The 17,969-nt window shown below is 59.3% G+C and carries 16 protein-coding genes; 10 read left to right on the top strand and 6 right to left on the bottom strand.

Going from position 1 to position 17,969, the window contains the following annotated elements; translation table 11 throughout:
• Positions 1–135 precede the first annotated feature (135 nt).
• Positions 136–465, top strand: a complete 330-nt coding sequence (locus QRN20_RS06255) for a YXWGXW repeat-containing protein (RefSeq protein ID WP_029242266.1) — start codon at positions 136–138, stop codon at positions 463–465.
• 228 nt (positions 466–693) lie between these two features.
• Here QRN20_RS06255 and QRN20_RS06250 read toward each other — a convergent pair whose 3' ends face one another.
• Positions 694–1,182, bottom strand: coding sequence for a phosphate-starvation-inducible protein PsiE (locus tag QRN20_RS06250; RefSeq protein WP_004885105.1), 489 nt, complete (start codon positions 1,180–1,182; stop codon positions 694–696).
• A gap of 369 nt (positions 1,183–1,551) precedes the next feature.
• Here QRN20_RS06250 and QRN20_RS06245 point away from each other — a divergent pair, with 369 nt between their 5' ends.
• From QRN20_RS06245 to QRN20_RS06220, 6 genes are all read left to right on the top strand, one after another.
• On the top strand, positions 1,552–1,824 hold the full coding sequence (locus tag QRN20_RS06245) for a YebG family protein (RefSeq protein WP_025994814.1): 273 nt from the start codon (positions 1,552–1,554) through the stop codon (positions 1,822–1,824).
• A 679-nt stretch (positions 1,825–2,503) separates the two neighbouring features.
• The gene (gene wecB, locus QRN20_RS06240) at positions 2,504–3,742 is read left to right on the top strand and encodes a non-hydrolyzing UDP-N-acetylglucosamine 2-epimerase (protein WP_058432185.1); all 1,239 of its coding nucleotides are present in this window, start codon (positions 2,504–2,506) and stop codon (positions 3,740–3,742) included.
• A 139-nt stretch (positions 3,743–3,881) separates the two neighbouring features.
• Positions 3,882–6,098, top strand: a complete 2,217-nt coding sequence (locus tag QRN20_RS06235; RefSeq protein WP_058432184.1) for a cellulose biosynthesis cyclic di-GMP-binding regulatory protein BcsB — start codon at positions 3,882–3,884, stop codon at positions 6,096–6,098.
• Positions 6,099–6,110: 12 nt separating this feature from the next.
• Positions 6,111–8,231 (top strand): glycosyl transferase family protein, encoded by a 2,121-nt coding sequence (locus QRN20_RS06230; protein ID WP_058432183.1) that lies wholly within the window; start codon positions 6,111–6,113, stop codon positions 8,229–8,231.
• On the top strand, positions 8,228–10,192 hold the full coding sequence (locus QRN20_RS06225; protein WP_285360036.1) for an NfrA family protein: 1,965 nt from the start codon (positions 8,228–8,230) through the stop codon (positions 10,190–10,192). Before QRN20_RS06230 ends, QRN20_RS06225 begins: the two co-directional genes overlap by 4 nt.
• A gap of 34 nt (positions 10,193–10,226) precedes the next feature.
• Complete coding sequence (locus tag QRN20_RS06220) at positions 10,227–11,099, top strand: alpha-amylase family protein (RefSeq protein ID WP_025994809.1); 873 nt, start codon at positions 10,227–10,229, stop codon at positions 11,097–11,099.
• A gap of 55 nt (positions 11,100–11,154) precedes the next feature.
• Here the strand turns inward: QRN20_RS06220 and QRN20_RS06215 are convergent, their stop codons facing one another.
• On the bottom strand, positions 11,155–12,174 hold the full coding sequence (locus tag QRN20_RS06215) for a Leu/Phe/Val dehydrogenase (protein ID WP_004885112.1): 1,020 nt from the start codon (positions 12,172–12,174) through the stop codon (positions 11,155–11,157).
• A 163-nt stretch (positions 12,175–12,337) separates the two neighbouring features.
• On the opposite strand from QRN20_RS06215, the gene QRN20_RS06210 reads away from it, so the two are divergent.
• Positions 12,338–13,141, top strand: a complete 804-nt coding sequence (locus QRN20_RS06210; RefSeq protein ID WP_004885113.1) for a SirB1 family protein — start codon at positions 12,338–12,340, stop codon at positions 13,139–13,141.
• Positions 13,142–13,355: 214 nt separating this feature from the next.
• Here the strand turns inward: QRN20_RS06210 and QRN20_RS06205 are convergent, their stop codons facing one another.
• The 3 genes from QRN20_RS06205 to QRN20_RS06195 form a co-directional block, all read right to left on the bottom strand.
• Positions 13,356–13,913 carry a hypothetical protein gene (locus QRN20_RS06205; RefSeq protein WP_004885114.1) on the bottom strand — a complete coding sequence of 186 codons (558 nt, stop codon included), beginning with the start codon at positions 13,911–13,913 and terminating at the stop codon, positions 13,356–13,358.
• Between the two features lie 242 nt (positions 13,914–14,155).
• On the bottom strand, positions 14,156–15,067 hold the full coding sequence (locus tag QRN20_RS06200; RefSeq protein ID WP_058432181.1) for an SDR family oxidoreductase: 912 nt from the start codon (positions 15,065–15,067) through the stop codon (positions 14,156–14,158).
• Positions 15,068–15,179: 112 nt separating this feature from the next.
• On the bottom strand, positions 15,180–15,632 hold the full coding sequence (locus tag QRN20_RS06195; RefSeq protein ID WP_029242258.1) for a flavodoxin: 453 nt from the start codon (positions 15,630–15,632) through the stop codon (positions 15,180–15,182).
• A 145-nt stretch (positions 15,633–15,777) separates the two neighbouring features.
• Between QRN20_RS06195 and QRN20_RS06190 the strand changes: the two genes are divergently transcribed.
• Together QRN20_RS06190 and QRN20_RS06185 are read left to right on the top strand one after the other, a co-directional pair.
• Entirely contained in the window at positions 15,778–16,233 is a 456-nt protein-coding gene (locus tag QRN20_RS06190; RefSeq protein WP_004885117.1) for a PAS domain-containing protein, read from the top strand.
• A 77-nt stretch (positions 16,234–16,310) separates the two neighbouring features.
• Positions 16,311–16,916, top strand: coding sequence for a hypothetical protein (locus tag QRN20_RS06185; protein ID WP_004885118.1), 606 nt, complete (start codon positions 16,311–16,313; stop codon positions 16,914–16,916).
• 27 nt (positions 16,917–16,943) lie between these two features.
• Here QRN20_RS06185 and QRN20_RS06180 read toward each other — a convergent pair whose 3' ends face one another.
• A complete protein-coding gene (locus tag QRN20_RS06180; RefSeq protein ID WP_122517102.1) occupies positions 16,944–17,906 on the bottom strand; it encodes a MerR family transcriptional regulator in 963 nt (320 codons plus the stop codon).
• Positions 17,907–17,969: the final 63 nt, after the last annotated feature.

Below are 17,969 nucleotides of genomic sequence, written 5' to 3'. Positions count from 1 at the left end.
GTGCAGCAAGTGTGCAGCAAGTTCAGGCAGAGTACAGATTCAAGCTGTTAAACCTGTCCCTGCGCACTGACATTCAAGCAGCTCCGGCACTGGCCTCGGCTGCATTCCACCTGCGGAGCATTCCGAGGAGGCAACATGCTCTTACGTTACGGGATATTGGTTGCGACACTGGTAGTGGCGTCCGGCTGCGTCGAAGAGCGAATCGTCCACGAACGACGACCGCCGCCCCATGAATATGTTGAAGTGATCGCGCCTCAGCCGCCGCCCGAGCGGGTGATCGAGGTGGAGCCTGCGCCTCGTCCGGGGTATGTCTGGTCGCGTGGTTACTGGCATTGGAGTGACGGACGTTATGTACCGGTTCACGGCCATTGGGTAACGGAACGACCTGGCTATCGCTATGTGCATCCGCATTGGGAAAGCGCGGGTGATGGATGGCATTGGCATGCCGGGGTGTGGGTCAACTGATCGGTGGCAGATTTGATATCCAGCCAGATCGCGCTACTTAAGCAGATCGTGCCAATGCTCTGCGTTGGCATGCAGCCCGGGGCGCTCTGCGTCACATTCGAGAGCGGACGCGGAGCGTCCTGGGAGGCATTCCCACGCAGAGCGTAGGAACGATCATTATCGTATTCCTCCAAGAAGACTTATGTATAACGCTTAGCGCACGAGCATGGGAACGATCGTCAGCGTATTTCAAACATCGCCTTTTTCTTCCGTCACCGCGCCTTTTACCGGGCTGGATGAGTCGGGGATCTTGGCCGACGGGTATTTGTACGACGCATAGCGCACGACCAGAATCGCAAATGCCAGCAACAGAATGCCGCCGCACAGGTAGATGATGCCCAGATCAGGCGGATTGTGATGAGATACATCCGAGATCAGCAGACGCGTCAACGCAGTGATCGCTACGTAGATCAGAAAACGCACCGGCATGTGGTTGGTCTTGAAATAAATCCCCGTCATCGCGCCCAGTTCGAGGTAGATGAACAGCAGCAGGATGTCATCGACCGTGACGTTGCCCTTCTCGACCATTCCAAGAAAAGCCACAACCGAGGCCCATGCCGTGATGGCGCCAATGGCGAACAGTGCCAGGAAGTGAAAGCTCTCGACGCAGAGATTGCCCAGTGATTCGGCTTGCGCATGCACGCGCTGGCGCATTTTTTCTGCCCATTTGTTTCCCATGACTCTCTACCTCTGAACCTTCGTTTATCACGATCCGGACTGGATCGGATGATGCGGTGTGCGTGTGACGCCCTGTGTGGCGTGCTTTTTAAAGCAGGAACAGGGCCATAGGCTATGGTTGAGAGCGCGACGGGTTGTCGCAAGGCACATCTGCGCGAGAAAAAGATGCGTGAAGGCCACTATCCAGACAGGGGTTGCCTGGCTTATGCTGAACACTGTATAAAGATACAGTAATGGCTTGTTTCACACGCAAGGCATGTGATGTGGCGACTGTCACGCCAGCCATGCAGGATCACTGTCTGTTGCACCACCCCGGTCAACGTGCACCGGGGCCAGCCCTTCCACACTGGATATGACGACGAGGCCAAAATGGCTGTTGAAACCCTTTACCGCAGTACCCGCGATCTGGAGACTACTTTCGTGGACCGTAAACTCGCCGATGCGCACGACCAAATGCTGGAGCTGGCCGAGCTTCTCACCGACGTTCTGGTCAAGAACGTGCCGGGGCTTTCCGAGAAGCACGCAGAAGATGCGAGCATCTACATGGCGAAGAATCGCGCCGTGTTCGCCGCCGCATTCAAGAACAATGCTTCAGCCCTGAGCGAGCTGTCCGAACCTTCCGCTGCTGACGCTGACAGCTGATTCACATCAGGCTTGCACCTCAGAGTCCCGCGGCTTCTTCATGCGAGCTGGCCGCGGCTCATTTCTTGATACGCCACTCTATGGCGCGCATACATTCTATATTCATGTACTACTTTGTAGAATCAATGTTACCTGACGCACCGCATACAGACCGCTCAGCTACAGCATAAACGACTAACTTCCAGCGTCCTGATACACCGTCATTATAATCACGTCATTTTTATGAACCGTGGTATTCACCACTGTCATTAATCAGGCGTCAGGAAAACGATACCTCCAAAAACCTTATTTAAAGCCAAGACCCAACAGCCTTTATCGAGGCATTTGAAAAAGTTCAATCTCCCGCTATACAACGCCCCTCAACACCCCGCTTTTGCTGGTCGAAAGCTCCCTCCAAAAACAATCAACCCTTCACTGACCGACTTTCAAAAACAAAGTTCCGCCTGATATTCCCTTTGTAAAATACTTTATAAAAAGTTTGGCATTACTAATATCATCTGCTAATAATCGTCGCAAATCCGGGTATCAAGGCACAACGCTACTTCACATTGAAGTGAACATCGAGTCATCCACTCCGATATCACCCGCCCGAAAAATCATACAACTCGCTGGTTACTTGAGCTGCTCATAGCCCAGGTCAACTGCTGTGCGACGCCTATAGACGGGCGGGAGAAAATCAATGGCTACTCAGCACGCCAGAATGAAAATTCTGTCTATTTTTGGCACTCGTCCGGAGGCTATCAAGATGGCACCTCTGGTCAGGGCCCTTGCTGCGGAACCGGGTATCGACTCGAGAATCTGCATTACCGGCCAACACCAGAGCATGCTGCAGCAGGTGCTCGACATGTTCGAGCTGAAAGCCGATTACAGCCTCGATGTGATGCGCCCTCATCAGACCCTGAATTCCCTGACCGCTGCGCTATACGCAGCCATCGACCCGATTCTGGAGGAGATGAAACCCGACAAGGTGCTGGTCCACGGTGACACCACGTCAGCGATGGTTGCGGCCATGTCGGCGTTTCATCGGCAGATCCCGATCGGTCACGTCGAAGCGGGCTTGCGCACCGGAGATATCCGTCAGCCATGGCCGGAAGAGATGAACCGTCGCTGTATCGATCTGATTTCCGATCACCTGTTCACGCCGACTGCCGAGTCTCGTCGCAATGTACTGGGCGAACGCCTTCAGGGTGTGTCCTTCGTGACCGGCAATACCGTGATCGACGCGTTGCAGATGACCGCACAGCGCATCGACTCCAATCGCCAGCTGCGTCATGCGCTCGACCGACAGTTTTCGTTTCTGGTGCCTGAGCGCAAGGTGCTGGTGGTGACAGGTCACCGCCGCGAGAACTTCGGCGACGGCTTCCTGAACATCTGCAAGGCACTGCGCGCCCTCGCCATGCGCGACGACATACAGATCGTCTACCCGGTGCACCTGAACCCTAATGTACTGGGACCGGTCACGGAACATCTGGGTGACATGCCCAATGTGCACCTGATCAAACCGCTGGACTACCTGTCGTTCGTGCGCCTCATGCAGCGTGCCCACGTGATTCTCACCGACTCCGGCGGCGTGCAGGAGGAAGCGCCATCGCTCGGCAAACCGGTGTTGGTGATGCGTGATGTGACCGAGCGCCCCGAGGCTGTGGCCGCAGGGACCGTGCGTCTGGTGGGCACCGAAGCCGAGGCGATCATTCAGGGCGTCAGTGCGCTGTTCGATGATGAGCAGCTTTGGCAGAACGCCTCGCACGCAGCGAACCCTTATGGCGATGGCAAGGCCAGCGCGCGCATCGTCGACGTGCTGATGGGTCGTCCGATCAGCGAGTTTGTCGTCGAGTTGCCGCGTCGTCGTCCAGAGCAGATCGAGATGGCGCCGCCGTCCCTGTCTCAGCCTGAACCGTTGCGCGCCATGGCTCGCTGACACAGGCGCACAGCTAAGAATCGACAAAAACTGCACACCTTCCAAGGCACCCGGTTCAGACCGGGTGCCTACAAAAACATTCTGCGGACCCGCTTCGCACCAAGAACCAACGGCCTAGAGCCTCCAAGAGATCTGCCTGATGAAATCTTCCGTTACCGTGAACACGGGCGCGTTGAACGCCCTTGCCTGCGGGATGAGCCTGCTGGCTCTGATGCCCACCTTTGCGCTGGCTGCAGAAAGCCCACTGACACAGGCGATCAACCGTATCACTCAGGACGCCCGCCAGGAGCGTGTGATTGAACTGCGGGAGCTGGGGATCGACCGTCCGATCATCCTCAACGCGACCGACGCGCGTCGCGAGTTGTACCTGCCGGTGCCTGCCAATGTGGCGCTGACAGATGCGACCCTGAACTTCGATGCCAGCTACCTGAACGGCGAGGCAGGTCGTAATACCTTGCTGCTGTCGCTGGATGGCTACCCGGTGCGCGCGCTGGGCCTCAACGAAGAGCAAGGCAATGCCAGCGCTACGCTGGGTGTGGACAAAGCTGCGCGGGAAACCGGATCGGTACGACTGGGCATTGCCTGGTCTTCGGTGATCTCGAAAACGCTTTGCGAAGATCAACGCGCCATCGGCAATGTGCTGCGCATCGATCCGCACACTCGCCTGACCTACAGCTACGACGCCAGTCAATTGCAGGATGTGGGCGCAGCATGGAACGCGCTGCCCGGCAAACCCGGCCTGCTCGTTGCGCCCGGCACGCTGTCCGGCGCCAGCTACGATGCCGCCTGGCGTCTGGGTGTAGCGCTTGAACGTATCGGTAAACAGGCACGTATTCTGCCGTTTCCGGTCGTTCAGGACAGCATAGACCTGAGCGGTCTGCGCGTGCCTGCCGAACTCAAGCAGATTCCGGCCTTTGCCAGCCTTGACGGCCAGGGCCAGTACACGTTGAAGAATCAGGCGGAAATCGGTGCCTTGCTGATGCTGGGCCAGACCCCGGCGCTGCAGGCCGATCTGGCCATCAACGATCCGCAACTGCTCAAGGCTATCGACGATTCGCTGAACGCCTTGCAGGAACAGGTCCAAGGGCTCGACGCTTCGGCAGCCACCGCGCTGAGCCAATGGCGCGAACGTCAGGGCAGAAAAACCCTGGCCACCGACGCCGGTAGCGACGTCAGCCTGGCGCTGCTTGGCAATCGCGCGCTGCTGATGATCAAGCCCGACTCAGCGGTCAAAGCCATCGGTCTGTTCAGTTCAGCCTGGAACAAACTGGCGCTCACTCGCCAATTGTCCATCGGCGAAGAAACCGCCATGCCGCTCAGTGAAGACGGCCGCGTGGCCTTGACCCGCCTCGGTGGTCGCCCGGGCACGGTGGACGTGCTGGCCAAGACCGACTGGAGCGCTTCGTTCCCGCTGGGCAGCGTGGCTTATGACGGTCGCGTCCCGGTGACCGCCATGATCGATGTCGCCGCAGCGCCGGGTGCATCGGGAACACCGCCGGTTGCCACGCTGTTCCTCAATGACTACCTGATCGGCGCCATGCAGCTGAATGCCGATGGCCGCAAGGAGCGCATCGAAGCGCGCATTCCGCAGTACGCGTTGGCGGCACAGAACACCCTGCGCGTGTCCTTCCAGCGCCAGCCGGTCAGCAATCAGTGCCTGGAGACGCCGCAGGCGTTCCCGATCTCGGTGCTGCCGACCAGCCATGTGGTCATCGACAAGGTGGCGCCTGGCGACGACTTCTCCGGCATGGCCGCACGCTTTGCCGCCAGCACTCAGGTGATGGTTCCGAAAACCTGGCTCGACCGTCCGGCTGACAGCCTGCCGCAGGTCATCCACGTGGCCAGCGCCTCGGGCGTGTCGCCGCTGCGTGCGCAGCTCAGTGTCAGCAACGACGTCAGTGTTGCGGTGGCCCCGGAAAAAGCATTCCTGGCCTTCGACCTGCCGGTCAAGGACGGTGCTGAGTCGGTCAAGGTCGGCAACGACGGGCATTTGCTGATCAATCACAAGGAGCAGACGCTGCTCGACCTCAAGACACTCAATCACCTGGCTTCGCTGCAAGTGGTCGAGGCTGGCAGCCAGCGCGGCATGGTCTATCGCACACTGGGCGGTCAAGCGCCGAGCTTCGCCCGTCCGCTGGTGCTGGAGCGCGGCAACGCCACGCTCTTGGCTGACAGCGGTTCGCTGGTGACCTTCGATACCAAGGACCCGACCGGCAGCCAGATGATCGAGGACAACGAACCCACCGGACTGGACGCGTGGCGCACGCCTTCGCTGCTGTGGCTGATCCCCGGCGCAATCGTGGTGTTTCTTCTGCTGTTGCTGGCTGGCCGTCGCGCCCGTCGCAATCGTTCGTAACGGGACGCCACAATGACGTCGCTTTATTGGCCATATTGGCTGGCCCATTACTACAGCGTGCTGGAAGTCGCGACCATCGTCGTCGGTCTGATCATTCTGGTGTCGAGCATCGATGACCTGATCATCGATGTCTGGTACTGGGCCAGACGCCTGTACCGCAAGTTCACCGCCGAACGCCGCTACCGGCCACTGACTGCCGAGCAGTTGATGGCCCGTGACGAACAGCCGCTGGCGATCATGGTGCCGGCGTGGCTGGAATACGACGTCATTGCGCCGATGATCGAGAACATGGTGTCGACCCTCGACTATCAGAACTACGTGGTGTTCGTCGGCACCTACATCAACGATCAGCGCACCATCGATGAAGTGGAGCGCATGCGTCGTCGCTACAAGCAACTGCACCGCGTTGAGGTGCCTCATGACGGCCCGACCTGCAAGGCCGACTGCCTGAACTGGGTGATCCAGGCGATCTTTCTCTACGAGAAAACCCATGCCATGCAGTTCGCCGGGACCATCCTGCATGACAGCGAAGACGTGCTGCACCCGCTGGAGCTGCGCCTGTTCAACTACCTGCTGCCACGCAAGGACATGATCCAGTTGCCAGTCGTGTCGCTGGAACGCAACTGGTACGAATGGGTGGCGGGCACCTACATGGACGAGTTCGCCGAGTGGCACGGCAAGGATCTGGTGGTGCGTGAAAGCATGACCGATACCGTCCCGTCCGCAGGCGTGGGCACGTGTTTCTCGCGTCGCGCCTTGATGGTGCTGGCCGATGAAAACCAGAATCAGCCGTTCAACACCGAAAGCCTGACCGAGGATTACGACGTCGGCGCGCGTCTGGCGAAGTACGGCATGCAGGCGATTTTCGTACGCTTCCCGGTGCAGTTTCGCGTCTTGCGCAAATCCTGGTTTCGCAAGCCGTATGAGTCGACGCTGGAAATGCCGCTGTGTGTTCGCGAGTTTTTCCCGGACACCTTTCGCACAGCGTTTCGCCAGAAGGCTCGCTGGACGCTGGGCATCGGCCTGCAAGGCTGGGAGCAGATGGGCTGGAGCGGTTCGCTTGCCAACCGCTACCTGTTGTTTCGCGACCGCAAGGGCGTGGTGACCTCGTTTATCAGCATCATTGCCTACCTCATTCTGGTGCAGTTGGTGGCGCTGATCGTGTTGCGCGCCAGCGGGCTGTGGAACACCAGTTTCCCGACGCCATTCGAAACCAATGGCCTCATCAAATACCTGCTGGTGGCCAACGGCATTGCGCTGCTCTGGCGCATGGTGCACCGCTTCTATTTCACGACGATTCTGTACGGCTGGCAACACGGCCTGCTGTCACTGCCGCGCATGGTGGTCGGTAATTTCGTCAACTTCATGGCTGCGGCGCGGGCCTGGCGGATGTTTCTGGTGGGCAAGCTGCTCAATCGCAAGCTGGCGTGGGACAAGACCATGCACGACTTCCCGTCCACCGACCTGGTCGCCATCGCGCCGCGTCGGCTGGGCAGCGTGCTGCTGTCGTGGCAAGCCATCAACGACGAGAAACTGCAGACCGCGCTGGTCGAACAACAGACCCGCAGGCTGCCGTTGGGCCGCATCCTGTTGAGCCACGGCTGGCTCGACGATGAAACCCTGGCTGAAGCGATTGCCTTTCAGAGCGACCTGCCCCGGGTGTTTGACATCGCGAGCAAACGCGCTGCCGACTCGCCTCTCGCAGACGAATTCTGTCTGCGCTGGCGCGCCGTGCCGCTGTCTGGCGGCATTCAGGGGCGACAGGAAATCGCCGTTGCCAGCCCGCTGACCGAAGAAGGCCTGCAACAGATCACCGAACAACTGGGCGCAGAGCCTGTGCAGTTGATCGCCCGTGAAAGCGAGATCGTCGCGCAACTGCGCCTGCTGCAAGCCGTCGGTGGTCAGCCGCTGCCTGCCGCCACGCCGTTGCTGGGCGACCTGCTGATCGAGCAGGGATTGCTGGACCGCGACGTGTTCAGCAAGGCCATGCTCGGCTACAAACCGCATGTCCACGGCCGGATCGGTGATTACCTGGTGGACATCGGCGTGCTGCCTCGCGAAACCATCGAGCAGGCAGTGGCACGTCAGCACGACCTTTACCGAACTGACGCACTCCCGGAGCAGCCGCTATGAAGCGCCCGTTGATTCTGTCGCTGATGACGACTGGCCTGAGCCTGTGTTCGCCGTTCAGTCAGGCCGAAATCCTGCCGCTGCCGTTGACCGGCCCTGCCTACGCCGTCGCCAACGAAGCGTATGCCGCCTACAACCGCAAGGATTACGACCTGGCCATCGCCAAGGCCCGCGAAGCCTTGCGTCAGCGTGAGGATGCCGATCAGTTGCGCACGCTGATCGCGCTGGCCGAGCGTGACAAGGAACGACGCGATCACCCGCAACGCTACCCTGCCGCCCGACCAAAACCCGGTTATCTGGAAGGCAATCTCGCCCTGCGCGCCTACGCCAACCGAAACTACGCGGGTTCGGCGCTGCATGCCCGCAAGGCCATCGGTCAGGCACCGAAGAACCTCGATTACCACATGATGCTGATCGAAGCGCTGCAACGTCAACAGCGCCTAGAAGAGGCTCAAGTGGCAATCGACGACGCCGTTCAGGCTGTCGGACCGCAACCGGCGTTGGACCGACGTCGACAGGCGATCGAGGAGCAGCTTGCAGCCAATACGGCTGCCCGTGGCTATGCCGCATTGGCCCGAGACGACAACGAAACAGCGTTGAGCGAAGCCCGTGATGCCGTGCGCCGCTTCCCGCAACAAGTGGCTTATCGAAAACTGCTGGTCAGCGCGCTGATTGCCCAACAGCAATATGGCGAGGCACGTTCTGCGGCGACTGAAGCGCTGGCGCTCAATGGCAACGATGCGACCCTGCTCGTTCAGCGCGGGCAGATGCGCCAGCGACTGGGCGACAGCTCTGGAGCGCGCCAGGATTTTGCCCAGGCACTGGCCGTCGGCAATCTGCCTCTGCGCGAACAGGCTTCGTTGTATGCCGCGATGGGACAACCCAACGAGGCCATGCAGCGAATGCAGCAGGCCCGCGACTCGGGACAGTTGCAACCGGGTGACGAAGTGCAGCTTGCCTACCTGCTCAGCCAGGCAGGCGATGATCGCGGTGCGTTGAACGAGTTCAAGCGTGTGGACCGGCAGGTCGGGCTCAAGCCTAAGGAAGTTCAGGACGCCGCCTACACGGCCATGCGTAACTCGGATGACGCACAGGCGATTGCCTATTTCCGACGCGTGCTGGATTACCAACAGACCGGTGATCTGCAGATGCCGGACCAGCAGGTGTTCGACACCCGCCGGGCGGTGTCCGACCTGTCCCGCGAATGGGGCGTGACCAACACCACGACTTATCGCGGTGCCAGCACTTCCAGCGGCCTGAATGGCGCGCCGAGCAGCAACAGTGACAGCGTGCAGAACAGCACCGAAGTCTTCTGGCGGCCGTTCGGCTACCGCAACGCGCGCTTTGTCGAGCTGTACGGCCGCGTGACCGATACGCTGTGGAGCAAGGAAAGCAGTGCCGACACCGGCGCGGATGCCTTGCAAGGCGCGCTCGGGGTGCGGGTCAAGCCGTTCAGCAGTGTCAACGTGATCGGCGCGCTGGAACGGACCTTTCCGCTTGGCAGTTCCAATATCGACGGCGACTGGCTGGTGCGGCTGGGCTACGGTTCCAGCATCGGCACCGATCTGCGAGTGGATGTGCCGAGTTGGTGGACCTCACAGCTGTACATGGAAGGCGGTCGCTATCTGCAGGACAAGCGCAATTACTTCAACAGCGAATGGCAGGTCGGCCGCAGTTTCCGCATCGACAGCATCAGCCCAAGGCTGGTTGTGTTCCCGCATGTGGTCGCCGCCGTTGACTACGACTCGAAGATGCGCAGCGAAGTCGATGCACTGGGTCGCAACCGCACCTCGTCCGATAATGCGGGCGGGCTGGGTGTCGGCACAGGCGTGCGCTACTGGTTCCGTGAGGACAAGTACAAGGCGCCGCAGTCCTATGTCGACGTCTCCGTGCAGTACCGGGAGAAGGTATTTGGCGATGACCGCGCTCAGGGTGTGTTCGCACGCATGACATTCTCATGGTGATCGTACTGGCGCAAAGTGCAACGAGGAACAATGCTTGAAGGGTCTGATTTCGCTGTTACAGGGAAGGCCCTTGATCAAGACCTCGCTGGTGGCTCTGCTGATCGGTGCGCTCGGTATTGTGACGGGCGAATTGGGTCAGCTGTTTCCTTCCAAAGGCTCGCAGATTGTCGGCATCGTCTGGCAGCCGGACAACGCAACGGTGGACATCGAGGGAGACTGGGACAGGCTTGGCGCACGGGAGCTGCTGGTGCAATGGACGGCGGTGGATAACCAGGCATTCATTCCCGGTACAACGCTGCCCACAGTGCCAGTCCTGCCGGATTGGTCACGCATCGGCAAGGAGCCCTGGGCACAGGATGTGATTCTCGGGCTGGCCGGGCATTTCAGCGAAAACCAGTCGCGGGACAATATCGAGCAACTGGCGGTGCTGTCGGCGCAACTGGCCAAGGTCAAGACGCCACTTAATATCACCGGGTGGTATTTCCCCGCTGAGGTCGATCCAAGCTGGAGCCGCGCCAAAGAACTGCCCGCGCTGCTGGCAAAGCTGCCAAGGCCGTTATGGATCAGCGTCTACGATGGCGCCAACATTGGCCCTGCCGCGACCGCCGACTGGCTGAAAACCTGGCTGCCGGATGACATCGGCGTATTCTTTCAGGACGGCGTGGGCGTATACGCCCGCACCGCCCCGGTCGCGCGCACCTACGCCGATGCCTTGCGCACACGGCTGGGCAAGAACCGGGTGAGAATCATCGTCGAAGCGTTTCGCCCGCAGGTCGGCGGCGGCTTTCGCTCGGCGACGGCTGCCGAGCTAAAACCCCAGTTGGCCGCCTATGACGGCTACCCCTTGTACCTGTTCGACGGCCCGCATTACGTAACGCCTGCGCTGGTCAAGGCACTGAGGAAATAGCCTTTAACTCCCTGCGTTCCAGTCTCAGGTGAGCGAACCCAGACCGTGGGAGCCATCATTCATTCAACAGCCGCTCTGCCAATGCATCGGCAATGCGGGCCGGTGAGCGTTTTTCCGCCTGCGAGTGGGCGAAGACTTCGGTCAGTCGCATCCCGATGCGGGAAAGATGGCGATCGATCGTGCCCTGCCCTTCGCCGTTGTGTTTCAGCGCAACGTAAATCAGCCCTCCCGAATTAATGACGTAATCCGGTGCATACAGGATCCCCCGGGCTTCCAGCTGGTCAGCCACCTGAAGGCTGGTCAACTGGTTGTTCGCCGCACCCGCGACGGCTGCACAACGCAACTGCGCAACGCTCTTGCAGTTCAATACATGCCCCAGACCGCAAGGCGCAAGAATGTCGCACGGCGTACTCAGCAGCGCTTCGCACGCAATGGGGTGCGCATCGAGTTGCGTCATTGCCCGTTGCACCTTATCGCTGTCCAGATCGCTCACCAGTAATTCGGCTCCAGCGGCATGCAGCAGAGCGGCCAGCGGATATCCCACATGACCCAGCCCCTGAATCGCAACGCGCAACCCTTCCAGATTATCGCTGCCCAGACGCGCCATGGCCGTGGCCCGAATGCCGGTGAACATGCCCATCGCTGTGCTGATCGACGGGTCGCCTGCGTCGCTGGTGCTGGTGACATGCCGGGTACTGAGCGCAACACAATCCATGTCGACACTGGACGTGCCGCTGTCGACAGCGGTGATGTAACGGCCCTGAAGGGTTTCGACAAAGCGCCCAAAGGCTTCGAACAATGCCGGCCGTTCGACGCGCTGCGCGGCTCGCATGATCACCGCCTTGCCGCCCCCCATCGGCAGACCGGCGAGGGCCGCCTTGTAGCTCATGCTTCTTGCCAATTGAATGGCATCTTCTATCGCGCTCTCTTCGTCTGGATAGGTCAGGTAGCGGCATCCGCCCAGCGCAGGTCCCAGGCGGCTGCTGTGAATGGCGATAACGGCTTTCAAGCCTGCATCCGGATCGCACACCAGATGCAGCGCCTCGGCACGTGACTGTTGCATGAGAGCGAACATGCGGTGTGCTCCCCCTTCTTATGTCAGGCGAGTATAGGCGCTGGCCCGGAAAAACAATCGACCGCTCAGGCAGATACAAGCGGTGCTGGACGAAATACGTGGGCAGGGCTAAAAGGAATCAGAACAGTACGCTTTTACCCAATCTGTCAGCACGGAGGGGTCGATGACTCCACGTCAGCATTGCCTGGACTGCCTGCAACGCACACCGCCTTCGGTCTTCGAAGCCGCGTTGTGGGTGTCGACCGAACATGACGCGCACTTCCCCCGTCACGAACTCATGGCCGAGATCGATCTCCTGCAACATCGAATTGACGCGGCACTGCCGGTGGCTCCAGCCTGCGAGCTGGCCCAGTTGCTCTTGCGCCAGCTCAGCGCCCTGGGCTTTCAACAGGATGACTGGAACCCGCCCAGGCCCGACTCGGCGTTGCTGCACAAGGTGGTGCAGCGTCGTCGCGGTCAGCCGCTGGGTCTGGCGCTGGTGGCCATGGAGATTGCAAGACGGCTGGATATCGCGCTGGAGGGCGTCAACTTCCCCGGACACTTCCTTCTGCGTGTTCCGGGCGCGGATCACCTGCTCGACCCCTGTGGCGGCCGCAGGTTGTACCCCAGGGATTGCCGCGAGCTGCTGGTGCGTCAGTTCGGACCCACCATGCAGCTGCAGGCCGTGCACATGATGCGGGCCACGCCCGTGAACATGCTGCAGCGGCTGTCGCGCAACCTGAGGCATCTGCACATCATCAATGATGACCTGATCGCGGCTCTCAAGGATGCGGACCGGATCGTCGAACTGGGCCAGGCTACGAGCAGCGATCACATGGCTCGCGCCAGCCTTTATCAGTCACTGGAATGCCCACAGGCCGAGCGCTTCGATCTGCAGCATGCCTTGCTGCTCAGTGACGACCCGATACAGCGACTCAAGCTCACCGAACGCCTGAGCCAGTTGCCGTCTCACCGAAGTGTGCACTGACCGCCTGCCTGACATACGCCGAGGCCTGCGTATTGTTACCGCTCGGGTAACGCTGCATATCCTGTCCGAGGATGTTTCAAACGCGTCAGGGACGCTAACCTTCTCGCCCTTGAAGTCGTTGTTTTTCAGCTCCCCTGAATCAACTTCCATTAACCGCTGCACAGTTTGCTGTGCGGCGGTTTTTTTTTGCGCAGCTTATTATCTGGCCGCACGGTCACCCTTTTATATAATGCTTGCTCTGTTTGGAGCCTTCCTTTTCCAACGCTTCAAACTTGCGCATATCATAACTGTCGCCGGACTGGGCAAACGCCGCGAGGTTTTGAATAATGTGAATGGTTCGAATGTAATCCGGTAATAGCAGTTTGGCGTAGGGGTCCCCCCAAGCGGACTTTTCTTTCATGTCCACAATACGGCCGGCGAAGAATTCCAGTGCATTGATTTCCCTGTCCGGATTAAGCACATTACCTTTATTGTCAAACTCGTCACCGGCGCGGCTCATGAGTTCGGCTGTGTGATTATCGATAAAACCGGCTTTGAACAGCACCATCCCCGCTCTGCTCAAGTCCTTGGGGGTGATCTGCTCCGGGTTGAAGTCCTTGAACATCGGCTTCATCTTGCGTTTTTCCATCGCTAACGAGTTGAGCGCAAGCGCATTTTCCCCGACCTCTCGCAGCACCTGGCTGATCTGAACCTTGGGCGCTTTGATAACGGCGCGCGCTTCGGGCATTTTAACGGTGAAAGGTGGCAAATCACCCCAGATGGATCCGGCCATGGGCTACTCCGATAATGAATACGTTCAACCGTCATATCGGAGTGAAAAGGTATTTATTGATAGAGCCTCAAAAATCCGTACCAAACTTACAACTGCACCGGACAATTCTTACAGAGAACGGTAACTAATCCTCAACTTCAAACTATGGACTTACAAACAATCAACTTTAGAGAAATAAAAAACGGCATCACAGGGCCGAGAAAATAGCTCTGCCCCGCGTGTGAACAAGCTGAATACGGGCGTCACTTCACATATTTCTGCAGATTGGCCATCATCTCTTTCAACGCGTCGATGTTATCCGCAGGATGCGCCGCGTCGTCGAAATTGCCGATGGTTTGCCAGTGTTCGGCGACATCCTCAGGGCTGAAGCCCGCATGCGGATCGAAGCAGGCGCCCAGGCTGCGTTCCCAGCGAACCTTGCCGATCCAGCCGCCCCCCACTTCGAACAGGCTGCCGTTTTCCTGGCAACGGTCACTGCCCAGGTACACCACCAGCGGGCTGACCAGCTCGGGCTTGAGCAGCTCGAATACGTTGGCCGGTATCAGGCCCTCGGTCATGCGTGTGCCGCCGGTTGGCGCGATGGCGTTGACCAGGATGCCGTTCTTGTGGCCTTCCAGTGCCAGCGTGCGGGTCAGACCGTACAGCCCGAGCTTGGCCATCCCGTAATTGGACTGGCCGAAGTTGCCGTAGATACCCGAGGTCGAAGAAGTGAAGATCACCCGACCGAAATTCTGCTCACGCAAGTGCGGCCAGGCGGCATGCGTGACTTTGTAGGCGCCTTCCACGTGAACCCGGTAAACCAGATCCCAGTCGGCATCCTCCATTTTGGCGAAGGACTTGTCGCGCAGAATACCGGCATTGTTGACCACAACATCAATGCGGCCGAAAGCATCGAGGGCGTGCTGCACAATGTGGCCGCCGTCGGTCACCGAGTCGTGATTGGCGACCGCCGTGCCTCCTGCTTCGCGGATTTCTGCCACCACACGGTCGGCCGCCGAGGCGTTGGCACCCTCGCCCTGCGCCGATCCGCCCAGATCATTGACCACCACCCGAGCACCGTGTTTCGCGAACAGCAGCGCGTGCGCACGCCCAAGGCCTCCGCCCGCTCCCGTCACGATGACTACCTTGTCTTCAAAACGCACGGATTCGCTCATAGCTGGCTCCACTGTCAAAGGGATGTAATCCACTGAGTGTTGACCAGCAGGACGCCGTCCACAATGAATACAGCCGCGGCTGAATGGTGCTCAATAACGCAGCGGGATGGATTCAGCCCAGGTGCTTGATGAAATCAGCCAGCCAGGGCTCGGCATCGCTCTCAGGCGTGACGCTTTCGCTGGCATCCAGTTGCAGCATGGCCTGCACTTCACTGACGCCCAACTCGGCAAACAACTCACGCAGTTGCTCACCGCCTGCGCAGAACGTATCGCCGTAACTCGCGTCACCCAAACCGATGACCCCGCCGGGCAAGCCGCGCAGCGCAGCAGGCAACTGGTCACGCAACTGGGAGTAGATCGGCATGATGTTGTCGGGCAGCTCTCCCATGCCGGTGGTCGAGGTCACGGCCAGCAAGGCCTGCGGCTCGAAGGCCAACAGCTCAGGCAGGGTGATGCGAGGGTTGAGCAGCGTCTCGTGACCTGCTGCGCGCAGCAGCCCGCCTGCATGCCGGGCCACTTCTTCGGCCGATCCGTAGACCGAACCGCACACAATCGCGATTCTCATGACTCATCCTCTGGCAGCTTGAAAAAGGGCGACAGTATGCCCCAGAGGCCTTTGGTATTTCAGCCCCGTCAAGTGACACGGCTCGCACTGAAGCGACGACAGGCCCTAGAATGCGACGGTGAAATCTGCTCGGGAATGCCACGTGATGATCAACGCAAAATTGCTGCAACTGGTCATAGATGCATCGACCGACGGTATTGTCGTGGCCGAGCAGGAAGGCGACGACAACATCCTCATCTATGCCAACAAGGGTTTTGCCGCCCTGACCGGCTACAGCGTGGAAGAAGTGCTGTATCAGGATTGCCGGTTTCTACAGGCCACCGACCGTCAGCAGGAAGCACTCGAGGCCATTCAGAAAGCCATACGCAGTGGCCAGGCATGCCGTCAGATACTGCGTAACTATCGCAAGGACGGCAGCACGTTCTGGAATGAGCTGTCGATCACGCCAGTGCGCAACGAAGCCAACCAGCTCATGTATTACATCGGGATTCAAAAAGATGTCACCGTTCAGGTCCAGAATGAGCAACGGATCAAAGAACTTGTGGACCAGTTGGCAGAGGCCAAGGCAGAAATTGAAGCATTGAAATCGGGAAATAGCTGAAAATACGACGAGCGGCAGGAACGCTGTGCAGATCAAAAGGTCTTCTTCATCAATTGCCTGTTAGTTCGAGTCTCCTCATGCAACCTGATTCCCTATTGACGCAAGCTGAGCTGGATTTCATCCAGAGCATGCATCGCAACCCCAAACTGAACGTGCGTGACAGCACGCGCAGTCTGCTGGTCAATGGCGGCGTACAGATTCAGGATTTGCTGACCCGGCTGGCAGCCCACGAGCAGGTCACGATCCACGCCCAGTTCGAAAATCAGCAAATGAATTTTCCGCTGCACCTGGTCGAAGACGAGTTCCACGCCCTGCACCTTGAACTGGGTGCGCCCAGCATCTTCGAAGAAGGTCCGCAGATTCGTCCCTGGCGTCTGGTCCTGGAAGAGCCGGTGCCCCTGGAGACTGAAAAAGGCTCGCTGACGTCCCTGTGGGTTCACGAGCTGTCGTTCAAGGGCGTTCTGCTTGAGAGCAGAAAGCAGGGCAAGCTGCCCAAGCACTTTGCCGCCTGGTTCAATCCGGTGGGACAAGCGCCTATCGCCATGCGCGGCAAGCTTGAGCGATTGAAGGACAACAATCTGGGTGCCTACCGCCTGAGCCAGCACAGCAAGGAAGATTCGGAGCGCCTGCGTCAATACATCCTGCAGGAACATCGGCGCATGCACCCTTCCCTGCATCAGTGACGCCTGGTCGTTACCCGGGACACGCTGTCAGCTGTCCATCTGCCCCGCCAGAAACTGCTTGAGCAAACGATTCATCGAACGACCATCACTGCCAAGGCAGGCGATTGTAGATCCGGCAAGCCCCTCCTGAACGAAGTGCGACACTTCCCCTGCAAGCAGTACCGGGCATTCCAGCGTCAATGCCAGTCTGTTCAGACGCTTTGGCAGATCAACGGCAAATGACGTGCTGGAAAACAGCACCAGCGCCAGAGACCCGACCCGTTCGCAGACCAGACTCAGCTCGTCAAAAGGCTGACCGATAGCCAACACTCTAATGGCAATCTCCGCACTCCCCATGAACAATCCTGCAACCGACAACTCAAGCTCCCGGTCCTGAGAAGACAGAGCGGCCAGCACCACCACGCCCTTTGCCGAATCGTTGGCCAGTTGCAGCCGCTGCAGCACCCTGCCGCGCATAAATGTATCGAAGAACAACCCTTCGCTGGTATGCCCGAACGTAGCCTGATTGACCATCACCTCCCGCCACAGCGGCATCAGAATATCTTCGAACACCACCACGAGTGAGTAGGTCGAGAAAATCTGCCCGTAGAGTTGCTCCAGGCGACGCTCGTCGAACATGCCGATGGCCTGCCTCAACTGACTCTGCCACTGCGTCCAGTCCGCTCGGGACAGCGGATTCTCCGGCGGTGACGACTGACTGCGAGTACTTTCGCTGCGGGCCAGGATCTTGCCGATCTTGCTGACAGCCACGCCCCGCTCTATCCAGTCGAGAATGCTGCGTACGGTTTCGATGTCGGACTGCGAATACAGCCGGTGCCCACTCTCGGTGCGCGTTGGCTGAATCAGGCCGTACCGACGCTCCCACGCGCGCAGCGTGACCGGGTTGACGCCGGTCAGACGGGCAACCTCGCGAATCGGATAAAGCTCTTGTTGCCTGAAATCCTCGTCGGGATCCTTCCGGACAAGGTGGTGATCAATAGGTTGGGTCATGCCGGGTTATCACTTGTATTTGTGCGACGCATTGTAAACAGCGCCGTCGAACGGTCTATAGCG

Origin of the sequence: Pseudomonas sp. fls2-241-TYG-175 (assembly GCF_030209155.1) — a bacterium.
Lineage (GTDB): Bacteria > Pseudomonadota > Gammaproteobacteria > Pseudomonadales > Pseudomonadaceae > Aquipseudomonas > Aquipseudomonas viridiflava.
Note: the sequence above shows the minus strand (reverse complement) of the source record. Positions and strands in the feature narration are given on the sequence as shown.

Coding starts and splice junctions, on each gene's coding strand:
- QRN20_RS06225 (WP_285360036.1), top strand. CDS start 8,228: ATGAAGCGCCCGTTGATTCTGTCGCTGATGACGACTGGCCTGAGCCTG.
- QRN20_RS06190 (WP_004885117.1), top strand. CDS start 15,778: ATGATCAACGCAAAATTGCTGCAACTGGTCATAGATGCATCGACCGAC.
- QRN20_RS06255 (WP_029242266.1), top strand. CDS start 136: ATGCTCTTACGTTACGGGATATTGGTTGCGACACTGGTAGTGGCGTCC.
- QRN20_RS06205 (WP_004885114.1), bottom strand. CDS start 13,913: ATGGCCGGATCCATCTGGGGTGATTTGCCACCTTTCACCGTTAAAATG.
- QRN20_RS06245 (WP_025994814.1), top strand. CDS start 1,552: ATGGCTGTTGAAACCCTTTACCGCAGTACCCGCGATCTGGAGACTACT.
- QRN20_RS06235 (WP_058432184.1), top strand. CDS start 3,882: ATGAAATCTTCCGTTACCGTGAACACGGGCGCGTTGAACGCCCTTGCC.
- wecB (WP_058432185.1), top strand. CDS start 2,504: ATGGCTACTCAGCACGCCAGAATGAAAATTCTGTCTATTTTTGGCACT.
- QRN20_RS06200 (WP_058432181.1), bottom strand. CDS start 15,067: ATGAGCGAATCCGTGCGTTTTGAAGACAAGGTAGTCATCGTGACGGGA.
- QRN20_RS06185 (WP_004885118.1), top strand. CDS start 16,311: ATGCAACCTGATTCCCTATTGACGCAAGCTGAGCTGGATTTCATCCAG.
- QRN20_RS06250 (WP_004885105.1), bottom strand. CDS start 1,182: ATGGGAAACAAATGGGCAGAAAAAATGCGCCAGCGCGTGCATGCGCAA.
- QRN20_RS06215 (WP_004885112.1), bottom strand. CDS start 12,174: ATGTTCGCTCTCATGCAACAGTCACGTGCCGAGGCGCTGCATCTGGTG.
- QRN20_RS06195 (WP_029242258.1), bottom strand. CDS start 15,632: ATGAGAATCGCGATTGTGTGCGGTTCGGTCTACGGATCGGCCGAAGAA.
- QRN20_RS06180 (WP_122517102.1), bottom strand. CDS start 17,906: ATGACCCAACCTATTGATCACCACCTTGTCCGGAAGGATCCCGACGAG.
- QRN20_RS06230 (WP_058432183.1), top strand. CDS start 6,111: ATGACGTCGCTTTATTGGCCATATTGGCTGGCCCATTACTACAGCGTG.
- QRN20_RS06210 (WP_004885113.1), top strand. CDS start 12,338: ATGACTCCACGTCAGCATTGCCTGGACTGCCTGCAACGCACACCGCCT.